Here is a 16,287-nt window from a genome sequence, read left to right as displayed (position 1 = left end):
TTCTGACCATAACTAACGCTGTTGACGTTTTAGCTTACCCGGTCTCCTTGCGGCTTGCACGGCGAAAAGTTGCCGGTGCGAACCATTTAGGTAGGAATACAGATTAAATAGAACGATCGTACGATGAAGCTTGTAGCAGGGCAACAACTCGGGGATGGTGAAATATGGAAAGGCTCGATGACCTCCTCCTGTTTGCTGAGGTGGTTCAGAAAGCAGGGTTCGCGGCCGCTGCGCGCAGTCTCGGCATGCAGCGTTCCAAGGTGAGCCGCCGCGTGGCAGAACTGGAGCAACGCATGGGTGTGCGTCTGCTCCAGCGCAATACGCGTTGCATATCTCTGACCACCGCCGGCGAACAGATCTATGGTCACGCGCGCAAGCTTGCCGATGAGGCGCGGGCAGCCTTTAGCGTCGCTGCGGAAATGAATGGCGAACCGCGCGGCGTACTGCGCATCACTGCTCCGGCCACGTTTTCGGCAGCGGCCTTGATGCCGGTGATCGCCGAATTTTGCCGCCTGTACCCACAAGTCGACCTGCTGATCGACACGCGCAACTGGGTGCCCGATCTGGTAGCAGAAGGTTTCGACCTCGGGTTTTGTGCGCAGACTGGGCCGCTTGCCGACTCGAGCCTGGTAGCCCGGACCATTGGCGACGTTCCAATGATCATGGCCATCAGCCCGGCCCTGCTAGAGCAGTCCGGGCAACTATCGCATCCCGACCAGTTAGCCGGATTCAGACTGTTCGCGCGTGCAGCACAGGCTGGCGTGAAAACGCTCCGGTTCCTTCATCCGAAGCATGGCGGGCACGCCATCGAATACACGCCGCACGTGATGACGGGAAGCGTCGCGGTCTTGCAGGCTGGAGTCGTCGCAGGGATTGGGGCGGCCTGTATGCCGCGCCATTTGTGTGAAGATGCGCTGCGTGCGAACCGGCTGGTCGACGCGTTCAAGGTTCAGGCCGGGTGGCAACCGGAACCCGCAACCATGTATGCGATGCTGCCTGCGCGCCGTGGCGCGACCGTATCGACACGTCTGTTTCTGGAGTTTGCCCTTCCCAAACTCGCACTGGCTTTGCGCAACGAACTGGATTCCGTGACCCAAGTCGTGGCGTAACCGGTACACCGCTCCCCCACCGCGCCACCTGGTTTTGCCCCTCTCAAGGCAGCTACAATGCCCTCTGAAATCAGTCGTCCGCTTGCCATGCCGCAGTAAAACGGGTCTGGCCGACTCTCCGGGAATAAAAGCGACGTACCGGCAGTCTGCTAGTTATCGGTTACGGATAGGGGTTACCGCAGGGATTTCACAATGGCCGATCCAATCATCGCCAAGCGGTTCGAGGCGCTGCTATTGCCTCATATGAATTCGGCCTTCAACGTTGCGCGTTGGCTGACCCGTAACGATCAGGACGCCCAGGACGTGGTCCAGGAGGCGTATCTGCGGGCTTTCCGCTATTTCGGCGGATTCCGCGGCGATGACGCGCGTGCCTGGTTATTGAGCATCGTACGTAACACCTTTTACACGTGGCACCAGCAGAACCGGGATCATGCAGCGGACACCACGGAATTCGAGGAAGAGATGCACAGCCTCGAAGAAAGCAGCGGGGCCGGACGGGACGACAGTCCCGAAGCGGCGCTGATTCGCAGCCAGAGCCAGAAGCGGGTGCACCAGGCGCTGCGCAGCTTGCGTCTGGAATTCCGGGAGGTAGTCGTGCTGCGGGAGCTTGAGGAATTGTCATACAAGGAAATCGCCGCCATCGTGGGTATCCCGATGGGAACCGTGATGTCTCGCCTCGGGCGCGGCCGACAGCAGCTTGCGGCGCTGCTCGCACCGACAGATCAGGAGGCGTGATGGATCACGAACAGGCGTTTGAATTACTGCCGGGCTATATCGACGAGGAACTGAGTTTGTCCGAGGCGCTCGAGTTCGAGCGTCATCTGGCCAGTTGCGAGTTGTGCACGCAGGCCTATGAGCAGCAGCGTCAGGTCAGCGCGCGGCTACGGGAATCGGACATGCGAATGGACGCACCACCGGAACTGGTGCGCCGCATCCAGGCTTCGCTGCCGGTGCGCCGCTCCGTATGGCAACGGCTGGGCGAACGCTTCGGCGGGCGTGGTGTTTTCGGCGGTGCATTCGGCGTTGCGGGAGGCGGCAATGGTGGCGTCAGGACGCTTGGCTGGGCGCCGCTCGGTGCGATGGTGGTGAGTCTGGTCGCATTGACGTGGAGTGCCGGGCTGTACTACACCATGCCGTCCGGCGATACGCGTCTGACCGAAGAACTGGTGGACAGCCATGTCCGCTCGCTGCAGTTCGATCATCTTTATGATGTGATCTCGACCGATCGGCACACCGTCAAACCGTGGTTCGACGGCAAGATCGACTTTGCGCCACCGGTGGTGGACCTCGCGCAGCAGGGGTATCCGCTGGTGGGCGGCCGGCTCGATTATCTGAACGGACGCTCGGTCGCTGTGATGGTCTATCGCTACAAGTTGCACCCGATCAATCTGTATGTCTGGCCGGGTAACGATGCGGGCGCGACACCGCATATCTACGAGCGGCAGGGCTATCACCTCGCGCACTGGAGTGCCGCGGGAATGAACTACTGGGCCGTTACCGATGCGGGCGACGCCGAACTCAACGGTTTCATTACCGATCTGCGCGCACATTCCGCTTCCTGACGAGGCCGCTAAAAAAATAGTGGCGAGTCGTGGAATAAGACGTACCCCGCTGCAGTCTCCTCATTGAATCCAGTCAGGACGACCGTCGGATGATCCGGCGGTTCGTCTCCTGAACTTTAATCGTGAGGTGACCATGTCATTAGATCTTCCATCCGATCCGTCGCGCCGTGGCGCGTTGAAGTGCCTGGCCTTCGGGGGCGTGGGTACGCTGTTTGTACTGGCTGGCGGTATCCTGACGCCCGTTGAGCTCGCGCTTGCCGCCAGTACCAAGGATTCCTCAGCGGTTTCCGGCGTGCCGCTATTCCTGCAGATCAGCGACACGCATATCGGCTTCAACAAGGAAGCCAATCCGGACGTAGCGGGCACGCTCAAGCAGACCATCGAGTTCGTCAATGCCATGCCGGTCAAGCCGGCGCTGACGATCCACACGGGCGACATCACGCATCTTTCGAAGCCGGAGCAGTTCGACCTCGCGGCCCAGTTGATGTCAGGTCTGAATATCACCGAGTTGCATACGGTGCCCGGCGAGCATGACGTGACGGACGGACCGGGCACCGAATACTTCAAGCGCTTTGGCCAGGCCTCCGACAACAAAGGCTATTACAGCTTTGACCATAACGGCGTGCATTTCATCGCTCTCGTCAACGTGATGCACTTCAAGCCGAACGGTCTCGGAGGACTCGGGGACGACCAGCTTGCCTGGCTCGAAAACGACCTGAAGGGGCGTTCTTCCAGCACGCCGATCGTCGTGTTCGCGCATATGCCGCTGTGGACGATCTATGAGCCGTGGGGCTGGGGAACCGGCGATGCCGGGCAGGCCATGAGTTATCTGAAGCGATTCGGCTCGGTCACAGTGCTGAATGGTCATATCCACCAGATCGTGTCGAAGGTGGAGGGGAACATTACTTTCCATACCGCGCGCTCGACAGCTTACCCGCAACCTACCGCGGGTGAGGGGCCCGGACCCATGCCTTTGACCGTGGCGAGTGATCAGCTTCCGCACATGCTGGGCGTGACGAGCATCAAGATCACGCATCATCCGCTCAAGGCTAGCCTCGACGACGCCACGCTTGTCTAAACCCATCGACCGATACTGATATCAAGGACGAAATCATGATAAGGAATACTATTCAAGTATCACTGGCTGTGTTGCTCGGGGCGATCCTGCTACTGGCTGTGTCCGCCGGATTTTCTGCCACTCAAGCGGAGGAGTCGAATGCCGTGGTGATCAAGAACTTCATGTTCTCGCCGATGGCGCTCACCATCAAGACCGGCACGACGGTAACCTGGAAAAATCTCGACGGCGAACCGCACACCGTGGTCAACGATGCCGGGCTGTTCCGCTCCGCCGCGCTCGATCAGAACGACACCTACCAGTTCAAGTTCGATAAGCCCGGGGTGTATCAGATCTTTTGCGGCATACACCCCAACATGAAGGCGACCATTACTGTTCAGTAAGCACGGGCCAGCGGTGCTGTGACGCGCCGCGGCTCGGCTTCAAACCTTCCACATCGGATATTTCCTTAGAATCCCTCTTTACCCTTCAGCACTGGTCAAAAAGCGTCGATAACACAGAGATGCGGCGGAACCGGGAGCGATGGTGAAAACATCGCGCGGTCCGCCGCGGTTTCGATCGCCAACGTCGTTGCGGTAAGGGATGCTGGCGCTCAAGCCAATAGTCCAGCCGGGCAAAGCAGGGAAAGCACAGTGGAATTACGACACCTGAAGTACTTTATGGCGGTCGCTGAAAACCAGAGTTTCCGTATGGCCGCCGAGCGTATTAACATCACGCAGCCGGCGATTACCCGTCAGATTCACGACCTGGAGGAACTGCTGGGCGCGCGACTGTTCGACCGGACGCCGCAGGGTGTCAGGCTCACGGCGGCGGGCGAGCTATTTTTACCCGAAGTTCGCAAGTCGCTCGGCATCCTCGAATCGGCGGCGCGTGCAGTCAAACTCGTTGCTTCGGGATTGCGAGGCACTTTGCGGCTTGGGGTCGTCGAGAATGCGAGCTGGGACGGTTTCGTGCCGGACGCGTTTAATCGCTTTCAGCGCGAAGCACCGGAGGTGAGCCTCCATGTAGCACCGCTCAATACGCCGGAGCAGGTAGACGAGATCCTCGCCGGTACGCTCGACGGCGGCTTCATCTACTCCTATGGGGAGCTTCCTCGTGAACTGCGGCTGGTGCAGCTCGCCGTCAATGACGTGGTGGCCGCGGTTCCCCGAAGCTGGAATCTTCCGGATAACCAGGCAATCTCGGCACGAGACCTGAACGGTCGACCGATGATCTGCTTTCCCCGACAAACCTATCCCTCGTATTACGACAGACTGCTCGGTGCCTGCGACGATCTTGATCTAACGTTGAACGTGGTGCAGGAAGTACCGACCGAAGCCGCGATTCTTTCGCTGGTGTCAGCAGGCATCGGCGCGGCAATTGTCAATTCAGCGAATCTGGGGCGTCCGCCGGCGCGCACGCAGTTTCTGCGCTTCACCGATCTATCAATCCGGATGCCACTGGCGTTCGCCTATATCGACACGAACCCGAACGCTGCATTGCAGCGCCTGCTACGCGTGTTTGACGCGACTCTGCAGGCTGGCGAAAGCGATTAGGTCCGTTGACTATAAAAAACGCCATGTAAAGCCGCTGCCGGCGTGCGTCACCTCACCTGCCGATGTGCCGGAAAAATGCGGGGTGAACACCGTAGCGCCCGTGTCGGCTGCCCGCTCCAACACCCACTCGCGCGATGCGTTCGCGCGTGACTTGTCGGCGCAGAACATCGAACTCCAGGCGGGTCGGTAGACCTGGATTGCGTGATGCCATACGTCGCCGCTAAAGAGCGCGTGCGCACCTGCCGATTCAAGCTCGATCGACATATGTCCCGCGCTGTGCCCTGGAGTCGAACAAAAGCGGATGCCGGGCAGATATTCTCCACCCTCCGGGCCAATCTCCTCTGCGAGTCCCGCCTCGATTACCGGCAATACGCTGTCATCGAAAACCATCCGCCGGCTTGCGCCAGCTGCCGTGTCGAAGTGTTGGCGCTCTGCGCTCGAGAACACGTAGCGCGCGTTCGGAAAGGTCGGTACCCAGCGGCCATCATTGAGCCGAGTGTTCCAGCCGACGTGGTCCACATGCAGGTGGGTAAGAAGTACGAAATCGACTTCATCGGGTGTGACGCCAGCGCGCGCCAGCCGCTCGAGGTAAGGCGTATTCAGTTGATGAAAGAGGGCGCTAAACGGACGGTTTTTGTGATTGCCGCTGGCGGTGTCGATCAGAATGACTTTGCCGCCTAACCGAACTACCCATGTATTGACGCTCAGAATGAAGTGTTCCGCCGTAGCGTCAATGTGCCCGTCTTTGAGCCACGTACCATGCTCCTCGATCACCGCAGGGTCGAAATCGGCGAATAGCGTTTGGGCCTTGAAAGGAAAGCTTTGCTCGAGGACGCGGGTAATCGTCGCATCGCCAACGCGGTAGATCTTCGATGGTTCATCCATGCCGTGCCTCCGTGCGGGATTCAATAGGGTTGCAGAGCATCGCAAACGCACCGGCGAGCGCGATGACGACAATCGTCAGCATTCCCGCCTGCATGCCGCCAGTCAATGTTTTAACGTAACCGATGATGATCGGGCTGGCGAAGCCGCCAAGCGCGCCGCAGATGTTGATGAAGGCAATGCCTCCCGCCGCCGCTGCGCTGCCCAGGTAGCCCGCTGGCAGTGCCCAAAGTACCGTATATGAAGCCCAAAGCATGGCAGTGGAGAGTGTGATGGCAGGTAACGCTATTCCGAGTTGATGCGGATACAAACCCGCGACGGCAAGGGCGACGGCTCCCACGATGCTGGCAATGGCGCTATGGCGGCGGCGCTCGTTACGACGATCGGAACTGCGGCACAGCCATCCCATCGCCGCAATCGCGGCGACGTAGGGAATGGACGACCACAGGCCGATCTCCGTCGTGCTGGCAACACCGGCGGTCTTCAGAATGGTCGGTAACCAGAAGCTCACCGTATAGATTCCGGCGATCACGCAAAAGTTGCTGAACGCGAGTGCGAGTACCTTGGGATCGGCTACAACGCTTCGCAGCGAGAGATGCCGTGCTTCGCTCGCCGCACGCCTGATGCGTTGCGCAGCGAGATCGGCGTCGAGCAGTGCTTTCTCCTGATCGGACAACCAGCGTGCCTGCTGCGGGCGATCATCGAGAAAGAAAAACGCCACCACACCCAGTATGCAACAAGGCAGACCTTCGACGATGAACATCCATTGCCAGCCTGCGAGGCCACCGGCACCTGCCAGCGACGTCATGGCCCAACTCGACAAGGGGCCGCCAATCACACCGCCAATCGGACCGGCCCACATCACGACGGCCATCGCACGTGCGGTACGCGTTGGCGCGTACCAGTACGTCAGATACAGCACCATCCCAGGCGCGAAACCGGCCTCGAAGACACCAAGCAGGAAGCGTAGCGCGTAAAACGCGTGGACGTCGCGCACCAACAGCATCGACGCGGAGGTCAGCCCCCACAGCACCATGATGCGCGATAACGTCTTGCGTGCGCCGATCTTCGGCAGAAGCAGATTGCTCGGAATTTCGAATAGCACGTAGCCGATGAAGAAGATGCCCGCAGCGACCCCGTAAGCGGCATCGGAAAACGCGAGCTGATTCTGCATCTGCAACTTCGCAAAGCCGATATTGATGCGATCGAGATATGCGAGCATGTAGCACAGCGTCAGAAACGGCAGCAGACGCCATGTGATCTTGCGATAGAGTGCATCGCGCCCGTCGGCGATAGTGGCTACAGGGATTGCGGACATGGCCGTCTCCGTGGTCAATGCGTGTGGCCGCCGGAAACGTCGTCGCTTGCTACGAGCGCGACGCAGTCGCCAGGTTCGACGCTCGCAAACGAACGGACAATGACGACTAGTCCCGCGGTGTCGAACCTCAGTTCGACGGGGGCCGCCCACGGTGCGTGCGGATCGAAGATGCGCCCGGCCAGGTCGCCGGCCTTTACCTGGTCGCCGAGCTTGAATGCCGGTTCGAAAATGCCGCGCGTGTCCGCAAAAACGTAATGCTTTTTGCCGTCGACGCGCAGCCAACGGGTGTCGTAACGCGGCGGGGGCAGCGAGTTGTCCGGGCAGATGCCGAGCGTCGCCAGCACGCGCTGCACACCCTCTTCGACGATCGCAAGGCCGGACGGATTCAACGTAGCATAACCACCGAATTCGCCGCACAGAAACAGCTTGCCGTGCCGCTCGATGGCAGCTCCATAGGTGCGGTCCTCGCCGAGCAGATCCATCACCATTGCATGGGGAGCAGCAAACGCCTCGACGATGCGCCGGTATTCGCGACGGCGCTCGGCATCGGCAGGCGGGGCCACCAGTAGCGTCGGTAAGTGATCGAACGAGGCTCCGCCTGCATGAATGTCGAACACGAAGTCGGCGCGCGGAAACAGTTCGGTATCCACATAATGAGCGATCATCTCCGTGACGGAGCCGTCGCGACGGCCCGGGAAAATGCGGTTCATGTTGGCGCCATCGATTGGCGAGGTCCGTCGTCCAGCGAGAAACGCTGGGAAATTCAAGCCCGGTACGATGATAAGACGGCCGTTGATCTGCATCGAAGGCAGACGCTGCAACAGTTTCATCAGCGCAATAGGGCCTTCGTATTCGTCGCCGTGATTACCGCCAGTGAGCAACGCAGTGGGCCCGTTGCCGTGCTTGAGGACGGCGATCGGGATGGGGATGTGTCCATAGCCGGATCGGTCCACGGAATGGGGCACGTCTAGCGTGCCCGTCTGAAAGCCCTCTTGCTCAAAATCGATGTCCGTTGAAATGCGGGAACGGTTGTTTGCCATCATTCGTCTCCTGAATGTTTGCATGCCGCGCAGGTCCGGCTGCGGCGGCGATGTGCGTACTATCGGAAATCGAGAGGCTTTATGCCAATGCCGATGACTGGCTGGCGCGATGCCTTGGCGGCATCGGTCCCGGGTATTCGAAAAATCATCAAAACCCTTGACACCGTGAATTTGACTTCTTAAATTCGCTACCACTGAGCCGTCGTGTTGTCCGGCGGCTCCACGGCAACGTTGCCGTGCTACACATGAAAGGCTATGCAGCCCCCGAACTTGCGTCCAACGCTGGTTCGGGGGCTTTTTGCTTTGGGAGACCGATTCGTGACATTGCAGCAAACCCCCGCAGAACGTGGCTTGGACGGCTTCGTTATTGCATGCATTCAGATGGAGCCGCATGTCGGCGCCAAGCGCGATAACGTGGCGCGTTCGATTCGTCATATCGAATCCGCAGCTAGGAGTGGCGCATCGCTGGTGGTGTTGCCCGAACTGGCAAATAGCGGTTATGTCTTTGCCGATCGGGACGAGGCGTTTTCGCTAGCCGAGGAGTTGCCGAACGGAGAGACGGCCCAGATCTTTACGGAAGCGGCGCAACGACTCGGCATTCACATCGTTGCCGGAATTGCCGAACGGGCAGGTGAGCGTCTGTACAACTCGGCCATCTTCACCGGGCCGTCCGGGCCGATTGGCGTTTACCGGAAACTACATCTCTGGGGCGACGAAAAGCGCTTTTTCGAACCGGGCGACCTCGGCGTTCCCGTCTTCGATACCCCGTTGGGGAGAATCGCGATTGCGATCTGCTACGACGGCTGGTTTCCCGAGACATACCGGCTCGCGGCCACGCAAGGCGCGGACCTTGTCTGCGTACCGACGAACTGGGTGCCGATGCCTGCACAACCAGACGACCGCCCCGCCATGGCGACGACGCTCGCCATGGCGGCGGCGCATAGCAACGGTCTCGCGATTGCCTGCGCAAACCGGATTGGGACCGAACGTGGTCAGCCTTTCATCGGCCAGAGCCTGATTGTCGGAGGCGATGGGTGGCCTTTGGCGGGGCCGGCCAGCAGCGACCAGGAAGAACTGCTCTACGCCGCAATTGATCTGAAGCGCACGCGAGCCCAGCGCACGCTTAGCGCCTCCAATCACGTCCTGCGCGATCGTCGGGCCGACGTCTATGACCCGATGCTTGGCACAGGCTGGCCATCCTCAAGCGCGTGAGACATCGGACAGTGCATACCTGCTCCTTCCAAACCAGCAATACCACTACCACTACGACCACCTCTACGAAGGAAACGCCATGAGTCAGTTCAAGAAGCAGTTTCTGGTTGGCATCATCGCGGCAACCGCCGCAGCGGGCGCATGCACGACCGTGCTGGCCGCCGACCCCATCAAGATCGGGGTTGCGGTCGGACTGTCCGGCGCAAATAGCGTGGTAGCGCCCGCGGTCGTGCAGTCCTCGCAACTTGCGGTCGAGCAGATTAACGCCGCTGGCGGTATCCTGGGTCGCCAGGTGCAACTGGAGATTACCGATGACGCGTCTGGCGCAGTCGGCGCACAGAAGGCCTACGACACGCTGGTTTTCCAGAACAATGTTGACGCAATCATCTCAATGGAAACGAGTGCGGCGCGCAATGCGGCGTTACCTATCGTAGCGCGCGGCAAGAAGCCGTTCATCTATACCTCGTTCTATGAAGGCCGCTCGTGCAGCCCGTGGATGTACGTCAATGGTTGGGTGCCGGAACAGCAGGTGGCGCCGGTCGTCGACTACTTCGTAAAGAACAAGGGCGCCAAAACGTTTTACCTGGTCGGTAACGATTATGCGTTCGGCCGGGGAATGCTGGAGTTCACTAAAAAGTACATCGAGCAGCACGGTGGCAAGGTGGTCGGCGAAGAGTATCTGCCGATCGACGGCACGGACTGGACGCCGATACTCTCGAAGATCCGCTCCGCGCATCCCGATGCGCTAATCAGCGCGACGGCCGGCGGCGCGCCGAACGTCTCGCTGGCGAAGCAGATAAAGGGGGCGGGGCTGACGTTGCCGTACGGTAATCTCGCCATCGACGAAGGGACCGCGAAAAGCATGGGCGATGCCGCTACGGGCACTTACATGTCGGCGTCCTATCTGACGAGTATCGACAACGCGGGCAACAAGGCGTTTCTCACTGCCATGGACAAGCGTTTCGGCAAAGACCTCAAGACTCCAAACGAATTGTCCGAACCTCAATACGAGGCCTTCTTCCTTTACAAGGCCGCAGTCGAGAAGGCCGGTTCGACCGATTCCTCAAAGGTCATCAAGGCACTGGATCGGGTTTCGTTCGACGGACCCCGCGGCCCTGTGACGATGGACAAGAGCCGTCATACACCGCTTGCCATGCGCCTGGGACAGATTCAGGCCGACGGTTCCGTAAAAATCCTGCAATCCTTTCCTGATGTAGATCCGGGTGCACAGTGTCCCAACATCAAGTGAACGCCGGGCGGATGTGACTGGAGACAACAATGGTCCTCGCATTGGATATTTTGACGACTGCCGCCGTGCTGTTCATCGTCACGGCGGGCTTAATGGTGATTTTCGGCGTGATGAAGATCGTCAACTTTGCCCACGGGGCATTGCTGACGATGGGTGCGTACTCGAGCTTCGTCGTTACGCAGTTGAAGCTCAACCCTTGGCTCAGCGTGCCGTTGGCGATCGTGGTGGGTACCGCTGTCGGGATGCTGGTGGAGCAGGTGATCGTGCGCCCGCTCTACAAACGCCCGCTTGACGCAATCCTCGCTACATGGGGCCTCGGAATCGTGATTGGGCAACTGATCGTGATGGCCTTTGGCCGGGAGGTCCAGTTTGTGGAAACGCCCTTGAAGGGGGCGATTTCGATTGCCGGCACCGACTATTCCGCCTATCGTCTCCTGCTGATTCCGGTCGCTCTGGTCCTGTGCGCGCTGATGACAGGCCTGCTTGCCGGCACGCGCTTTGGCGTCAAGACCCGCGCAGTCATCATGAACGAGGATCTGGCACGAGGGCTGGGTATTCACTCGGGTCGCATCCGCTTTATCACGTTTAGTCTCGGCGCTGCTTTGGGCTCGCTGGCCGGCACGCTGATTACGCCGCTGTCGAGCGTCGATCCCGACATGGGACTTGTCTGGCTGGTAAGCGCCTTCATGCTGGTCATGGTGTCAGGGTACTCGATGCTTAGCCTGCTGATTACGTGCCTGGTATTCGGAGCGTGTCAGGTGCTTGTCAGTACGTTTGTCAGTCCTGTGCTGGGCGGCCTGACCATTGCCGTGCTGGCCGCGCTTACGCTGCGCATTCGTCCGAAGGGGTTCTCCCATGGTTAAGCTCGATGCGGCGGCCAATCACCCGGACAATAGCGCCGCGTCGACCGGGACGCTTGCGGCTAAACGGCGCCGTCCTCGTGGGCGCGGCATCGTTCTGTGCGGTGCGTGTGCTCTTCTATTGCTGGCTGTAGGTCCGTTCGTGTTCGGCACGTATTTGCTGAACATCCTGATTCAGGCATTCTTCTTTTCGATAGCCGCCATCACGGTGGATATCCTCTGGGGCTACACGGGTTATCTAACGTTCGGACAGGCTGCTTTTTTCGGTCTCGGCGCATACGCGGCTGGGCTGGTCTTTACTCATGGTGGTTTCTCGATTGGTTATGTCGTACTGGCGTTGGGGGCGGCTATCGTCGTGGCTGCGGCCGTCGCGCTCGTGCTGGGCTGGCTTTCGTTCTATCGCGGTGCTTCGCCGTTTTTCGCTACCGTGATGTCGCTGGTCTTGCCGATCGTACTCAGCCAGTTGCTGCTGTCAGGTGGCGAGTGGACGGGATCGAGTTCTGGGCTCACCGGCTACGAGACTTTCGATCTCTCGTTGCCGGCCTGGTACTGGATCGCCGGAGCGGCCTTGCTGAGCGTCGCAACGCTGACCTGGATATTCGTGCGCAGCGACGGCGGCCGCGTGCTGGCAGCGATCCGTGATAACGAGTCGCGCTGCTCGTACCTCGGGATCAATACGTCGCTGCTCAAGATCGCTCTGCTGGTGGTGGCCGCGATTATCGCCAGTCTTGCAGGCTTTGGTTATGGATCCTTTAGCGGGGTTGTCGCACCGGAGTTGACCGGATTTGTGCTGGGTACCCAGATGATCATCTGGGTCGCGCTTGGCGGCAGGGGAACGCTGTGGGGGCCGGTTATCGGTGCTCTCTTGATCAACGTCGGCACAGCGTATCTGAGCAGCAGCATGCCGTTTGCGTGGCAACTTATTCTCGGAGCCGCGTTTGTGGCGGTGATCGTACTGTTGCCGCAAGGGCTGGTGCCAGCGCTTCTGAAACCGTTGCTTAGGCTTGCTTACAACGTTGCTGAACCGGAGATCGTCGAGCGCGCTGTTAAAGCGGAAAGGCAGCAGACCCTGTCCGAACCCATGCTGCAATTGAACGGAGTTGCCAAACACTTTGGCAGCCTCAAGGTGCTGCAGGGCATTGACCTTGAGGCTAACGCGGGTGAACTGGTCGGCCTCATCGGTCCTAATGGAGCCGGCAAGACGACGCTGATGCGTTGTATGAGCGACGGTGCCGAACGCTCTGCAGGGACAGTCGTGCTGTGCGGCAACGATATCCGGCAACTGGCGCCGGAACGGTGCGTGCATTTCGGATTGGGACGCAAGTTCCAGAACGCAAATGTGTTCGAGAGCCTGACGGTGGCGGAATGTTTGAGGATCGCGAGTGCGATCGTCGAACGGCCTTCGCTCATCCGGCGCTCGGCGACCCTCGCTTTACCGCCGTATGCGATCGAGGTTGTCCGTACCACTGGACTCGACCGGAAGTTGAGCGCGTTCGCAAAGGATCTGTCGCACGGCGAACAGCAGGCGCTGGAGTTGGCAATGGTGCTCGCGTTGGAACCACGGATCGTGCTGCTCGACGAGCCCACTGCCGGGTTGACCAAGACAGAGCGCACGCAGATCGGCGACGTGCTGGCCGCATTGGCTCACCGGTATCAGCTTTGCTGTCTGCTGGTGGAGCACGACCTGGACTTCGTTGCAGAGGTTGCCACTCGCATCGTCGTCCTGCATCAAGGGCGCATTGTGATGCAAGGCTCCTTCGACGAGGTGGTCAATTCGGAACTGGTCAAGACAATCTATGCCGGGACGGCGCAGGGTACGGGACCGGTCAGCGATAGTATGCACGGGGAGGCGTCATGAGCCAGAACGCGCTGGAACTCCGGGACGTGACGAGTGGATACCGGAGCTCAGTGGTACTTCGCAATCTATCGATGACCGTCGCCAATGGCGAAGCTCTCGCGCTGCTCGGCAAGAACGGCATGGGCAAGACCACGCTGCTCAAGACGATCATGGGCTATCTGCCGAAGAAGACGGGCGCAATCAGCGTACGCGGGCAAGACATCACCCGCATGGCGCCCCATCGGATTGCACGCGCAGGCATCGCCTACGCGCCGCAGGAACACGCCTTGTTTCAGGATCTCAGCATTCGTGACAACCTGCGCATCGGGCTTGAGAAGGCATCGGTGTTCGAGGAGCGATTTGCGCAGATTGAACCGGTTTTCCCGGTGTTCACGAGCCGGCTGAAGCAGTTCGCGGGCACGCTTTCCGGCGGCGAACAGAAAATGTTGCTGGTTGCTCGCGCGCTCATGATGCGCCCGTCGATCATTCTTCTCGATGAAATCACAGAAGGGCTGCAGCCGACTGTGATCGACCGCCTGGCCGACGCGTTGCTATGGGAACGCAGGCAGCACGGCACGACGCTGCTGCTGATCGAGCAGAACGTGCCTTTCGCGTTGAAAGTCGCCGACCGCTATGCGGTGCTGAAGCAAGGCGAAATCATCGACGACGGAAACGCGAAGGATGAGACCGCGGCGGCATCGATCTTCGAACACCTGCGCGTCTGACACGGCACATTTTCTGAGGCATCATGAGTGCTATGGAAGCAAACCGCTGCTCGACCGGCTAAAGTAATACAAGGAGGAACCGAATGCCGACGAACTCGCGACACCCAGACGCCTCGCCATCGGCCGACGCTGGTTGGCGCATCGGCGTGCTGTATTCCCGCACGGGCGTTACCGCTGCGACGGAATCGGAACATTTCTTCGGTACCGCATTGGCGATCGAAGAGGTCAACGCCGCAGGCGGCGTCGACGGGCGCCTGCTGGACCCTATCGTGTACGACCCAAAGAGCGATCCGGATGAATATCGCCGCCTGGCCACCCGGATGCTGCAGGAGGACGACGTCACGGTGATTTTCGGCTGTTCGACGTCGTCGAGCCGAAAGGCGGTGCTGCCGGTAATCGAGCGCAACAATGCGCTGCTGTGGTATTGCTCCATCTACGAAGGCTTCGAGTATTCGCCGAATGTGATCTATACCGGCGCCGTGCCGAACCAGAACAGCATGCAGCTGGCCGCCTATCTGCTGCGCAATCACGGCCGCCGCTTCTTCCTGGTGGGCACCGACTACGTCTATCCCCGCGAGTCGAACCGGATCATGCGGGACATGGTCGAGCAGCACGGCGGTGAAATCGTTGAGGAAATCTATCTACCTAGCGACGCAGATCCGGCGGCGCTGAAAGAGGTCGTGCAACAGATCAAGGCGGTCGGACCCGACGTGGTGTTCTCCACCGTGATCGGCCGCGGTGCGCGGAATTTTTATCAGTTGTACCGCGAGCACGGTATCGATCCGGCGCAGATTCCGATCGCCAGCCTGACAATGGCGGAAGGCGAAACGCGGATGATCGGCCCTGAACTGTGCGGCAGTCACATCATCTCCGCGAGCTATGTCAACACGCTCAACTATGCAGGCAACAGGCGTTTCCTGAATTTGTGGCATGCGCGTTTCGGAGATCAACCGGCCAGCTTGTGGTCGGAGATGGCCTACAACCAGGTTCATCTCTTTGCGCTGGCGTTGGCTCGCACCCGAAGCCTCGACACTGCAAGACTGGTGGAAGCGATTCACGAGGTCGAATTCGATTCGCCTGAGGGTGTGCTGAAAATCGATCCGGAGAACAACCACGCCATCCTGACTCCGCGCATTGCGGTGTGCCGGCCGGACGGCTCGTTCGACATCGTCTGGGAAGGGCGCGGCCCGATCAAGCCCGATCCCTATCTGACGTCGTACGGCTTTGCCGAATTCTGGCTCGACGGAGAACGGGCATGAGCACGGGGGCTCGTCGGCTATTTGACGATTTGCGCACGTTGCGCGTCCTCGTGATTCACCCGCCCGGCGACGATCGCAGCGTTCTCGAGGAGCAATTGCGGCGGATCGGTTGCCCTGTTCGCGTGCTATGGCCGTTTCCGTCTCAACTTCCTGCGGATGTCGACGCGATATTTTTTCTCGTCGGCCCTGAGACGCGAAGCGCAGGAAACTGGTGCGCGGCCGATACCGAGGCGACGCTAATCGCGTTGTCCGACTACGAGAATCCCACCGCGCTCAAGATGCTGCTGGATACGCAGGCACATGGCGTGATCACCAAACCGTACCGCTCCACCGGTATTCTCAGTACGCTGGTGCTTGCGCGCGCATCGTCCGGCTACCAACAGCGGTTGCACAACAAGATCAGCAAGCTTGAAGAGGCGATCAAGGCGCGACGCCATATCGAACGCGCGATTCGCATTCTGATGGAGGCGCACCGGTTAAGCGAAAGCGAGGCGTACGAGCATATGCGTTCGCGGGCGACGGGACTCAGGGTGACGGTAGGGGAGATCGCCACGATGGTGATCGATGCGCATGAGGCGATGGAGAAGCTTGGGCTGGGGAAGGGAACGGCGTTTTGAGCTGGCG

At 59.9% G+C, this 16,287-nt stretch carries 16 protein-coding genes; 13 read left to right on the top strand and 3 right to left on the bottom strand.

The features are described 5' to 3' along the window. Nucleotides 1-164 precede the first annotated feature (164 nt). From BUS06_RS36325 to BUS06_RS36300, 6 genes are all read left to right on the top strand, one after another. The gene (locus BUS06_RS36325; RefSeq protein ID WP_074269060.1) at nt 165-1,109 is read left to right on the top strand and encodes a LysR substrate-binding domain-containing protein; all 945 of its coding nucleotides are present in this window, start codon (nt 165-167) and stop codon (nt 1,107-1,109) included. 192 nt (nt 1,110-1,301) lie between these two features. Further along, the gene (locus BUS06_RS36320) at nt 1,302-1,844 is read left to right on the top strand and encodes a sigma-70 family RNA polymerase sigma factor (RefSeq protein ID WP_074269059.1); all 543 of its coding nucleotides are present in this window, start codon (nt 1,302-1,304) and stop codon (nt 1,842-1,844) included. After that, nucleotides 1,844-2,671 carry an anti-sigma factor family protein gene (locus tag BUS06_RS36315; protein ID WP_074269058.1) on the top strand — a complete coding sequence of 276 codons (828 nt, stop codon included), beginning with the start codon at nt 1,844-1,846 and terminating at the stop codon, nt 2,669-2,671. The genes BUS06_RS36320 and BUS06_RS36315 overlap by 1 nt, the downstream gene beginning before the upstream one ends. A gap of 133 nt (nt 2,672-2,804) precedes the next feature. Continuing rightward, nucleotides 2,805-3,749, top strand: a complete 945-nt coding sequence (locus tag BUS06_RS36310) for a metallophosphoesterase family protein (RefSeq protein ID WP_074269057.1) — start codon at nt 2,805-2,807, stop codon at nt 3,747-3,749. Between the two features lie 35 nt (nt 3,750-3,784). Continuing rightward, a complete protein-coding gene (locus tag BUS06_RS36305; protein ID WP_074269056.1) occupies nt 3,785-4,129 on the top strand; it encodes a cupredoxin domain-containing protein in 345 nt (114 codons plus the stop codon). Nucleotides 4,130-4,378: 249 nt separating this feature from the next. Continuing rightward, nucleotides 4,379-5,281, top strand: coding sequence for a LysR family transcriptional regulator (locus tag BUS06_RS36300; RefSeq protein ID WP_074269055.1), 903 nt, complete (start codon nt 4,379-4,381; stop codon nt 5,279-5,281). A gap of 9 nt (nt 5,282-5,290) precedes the next feature. On the opposite strand, the gene BUS06_RS36295 is transcribed toward BUS06_RS36300, so the two are convergent. The 3 genes from BUS06_RS36295 to BUS06_RS36285 are packed head-to-tail and all read right to left on the bottom strand — an operon-like array spanning nt 5,291 to nt 8,521. After that, the gene (locus BUS06_RS36295) at nt 5,291-6,166 is read right to left on the bottom strand and encodes an MBL fold metallo-hydrolase (protein WP_074269054.1); all 876 of its coding nucleotides are present in this window, start codon (nt 6,164-6,166) and stop codon (nt 5,291-5,293) included. Then, a complete protein-coding gene (locus BUS06_RS36290) occupies nt 6,159-7,481 on the bottom strand; it encodes an MFS transporter (RefSeq protein ID WP_074269053.1) in 1,323 nt (440 codons plus the stop codon). Before BUS06_RS36290 ends, BUS06_RS36295 begins: the two co-directional genes overlap by 8 nt. 14 nt (nt 7,482-7,495) lie before the next feature. Further along, nucleotides 7,496-8,521, bottom strand: a complete 1,026-nt coding sequence (locus BUS06_RS36285) for a succinylglutamate desuccinylase/aspartoacylase family protein (RefSeq protein WP_074269052.1) — start codon at nt 8,519-8,521, stop codon at nt 7,496-7,498. Between the two features lie 324 nt (nt 8,522-8,845). Between BUS06_RS36285 and BUS06_RS36280 the strand changes: the two genes are divergently transcribed. From BUS06_RS36280 to BUS06_RS36250, 7 genes are all read left to right on the top strand, one after another. Continuing rightward, nucleotides 8,846-9,733, top strand: coding sequence for a nitrilase family protein (locus tag BUS06_RS36280; RefSeq protein ID WP_429286185.1), 888 nt, complete (start codon nt 8,846-8,848; stop codon nt 9,731-9,733). A gap of 79 nt (nt 9,734-9,812) precedes the next feature. Further along, on the top strand, nt 9,813-10,982 hold the full coding sequence (locus BUS06_RS36275; protein WP_074269050.1) for a substrate-binding protein: 1,170 nt from the start codon (nt 9,813-9,815) through the stop codon (nt 10,980-10,982). A 29-nt stretch (nt 10,983-11,011) separates the two neighbouring features. Further along, nucleotides 11,012-11,845, top strand: coding sequence for a branched-chain amino acid ABC transporter permease (locus BUS06_RS36270; protein ID WP_074269049.1), 834 nt, complete (start codon nt 11,012-11,014; stop codon nt 11,843-11,845). Next, nucleotides 11,838-13,700, top strand: coding sequence for an ABC transporter permease subunit (locus BUS06_RS36265; protein WP_074269048.1), 1,863 nt, complete (start codon nt 11,838-11,840; stop codon nt 13,698-13,700). The genes BUS06_RS36270 and BUS06_RS36265 overlap by 8 nt, the downstream gene beginning before the upstream one ends. Beyond that, nucleotides 13,697-14,404, top strand: a complete 708-nt coding sequence (locus BUS06_RS36260) for a branched-chain amino acid ABC transporter ATP-binding protein (RefSeq protein ID WP_074269047.1) — start codon at nt 13,697-13,699, stop codon at nt 14,402-14,404. The genes BUS06_RS36265 and BUS06_RS36260 overlap by 4 nt, the downstream gene beginning before the upstream one ends. An 83-nt stretch (nt 14,405-14,487) precedes the next feature. Further along, a complete protein-coding gene (locus BUS06_RS36255; protein WP_074269046.1) occupies nt 14,488-15,663 on the top strand; it encodes a transporter substrate-binding domain-containing protein in 1,176 nt (391 codons plus the stop codon). After that, nucleotides 15,660-16,280: an ANTAR domain-containing response regulator gene (locus tag BUS06_RS36250; RefSeq protein WP_074269045.1), complete on the top strand. Its 621-nt coding sequence runs from the start codon at nt 15,660-15,662 to the stop codon at nt 16,278-16,280. Before BUS06_RS36255 ends, BUS06_RS36250 begins: the two co-directional genes overlap by 4 nt. Nucleotides 16,281-16,287: the final 7 nt, after the last annotated feature.

Source organism: Paraburkholderia phenazinium, assembly GCF_900141745.1.
Taxonomy (GTDB): domain Bacteria; phylum Pseudomonadota; class Gammaproteobacteria; order Burkholderiales; family Burkholderiaceae; genus Paraburkholderia; species Paraburkholderia phenazinium_B.
This window is presented reverse-complemented; position numbering and strand designations above follow the sequence as displayed.

Bases quoted from the DNA above. Each gene is read 5' to 3' on its own strand.
- BUS06_RS36325 (WP_074269060.1), top strand. From the start codon at position 165: ATGGAAAGGCTCGATGACCTCCTCCTGTTTGCTGAGGTGGTTCAGAAA.
- BUS06_RS36320 (WP_074269059.1), top strand. From the start codon at position 1,302: ATGGCCGATCCAATCATCGCCAAGCGGTTCGAGGCGCTGCTATTGCCT.
- BUS06_RS36315 (WP_074269058.1), top strand. From the start codon at position 1,844: ATGGATCACGAACAGGCGTTTGAATTACTGCCGGGCTATATCGACGAG.
- BUS06_RS36310 (WP_074269057.1), top strand. From the start codon at position 2,805: ATGTCATTAGATCTTCCATCCGATCCGTCGCGCCGTGGCGCGTTGAAG.
- BUS06_RS36305 (WP_074269056.1), top strand. From the start codon at position 3,785: ATGATAAGGAATACTATTCAAGTATCACTGGCTGTGTTGCTCGGGGCG.
- BUS06_RS36295 (WP_074269054.1), bottom strand. From the start codon at position 6,166: ATGGATGAACCATCGAAGATCTACCGCGTTGGCGATGCGACGATTACC.
- BUS06_RS36290 (WP_074269053.1), bottom strand. From the start codon at position 7,481: ATGTCCGCAATCCCTGTAGCCACTATCGCCGACGGGCGCGATGCACTC.
- BUS06_RS36285 (WP_074269052.1), bottom strand. From the start codon at position 8,521: ATGGCAAACAACCGTTCCCGCATTTCAACGGACATCGATTTTGAGCAA.
- BUS06_RS36275 (WP_074269050.1), top strand. From the start codon at position 9,813: ATGAGTCAGTTCAAGAAGCAGTTTCTGGTTGGCATCATCGCGGCAACC.
- BUS06_RS36270 (WP_074269049.1), top strand. From the start codon at position 11,012: ATGGTCCTCGCATTGGATATTTTGACGACTGCCGCCGTGCTGTTCATC.
- BUS06_RS36265 (WP_074269048.1), top strand. From the start codon at position 11,838: ATGGTTAAGCTCGATGCGGCGGCCAATCACCCGGACAATAGCGCCGCG.
- BUS06_RS36260 (WP_074269047.1), top strand. From the start codon at position 13,697: ATGAGCCAGAACGCGCTGGAACTCCGGGACGTGACGAGTGGATACCGG.
- BUS06_RS36255 (WP_074269046.1), top strand. From the start codon at position 14,488: ATGCCGACGAACTCGCGACACCCAGACGCCTCGCCATCGGCCGACGCT.
- BUS06_RS36250 (WP_074269045.1), top strand. From the start codon at position 15,660: ATGAGCACGGGGGCTCGTCGGCTATTTGACGATTTGCGCACGTTGCGC.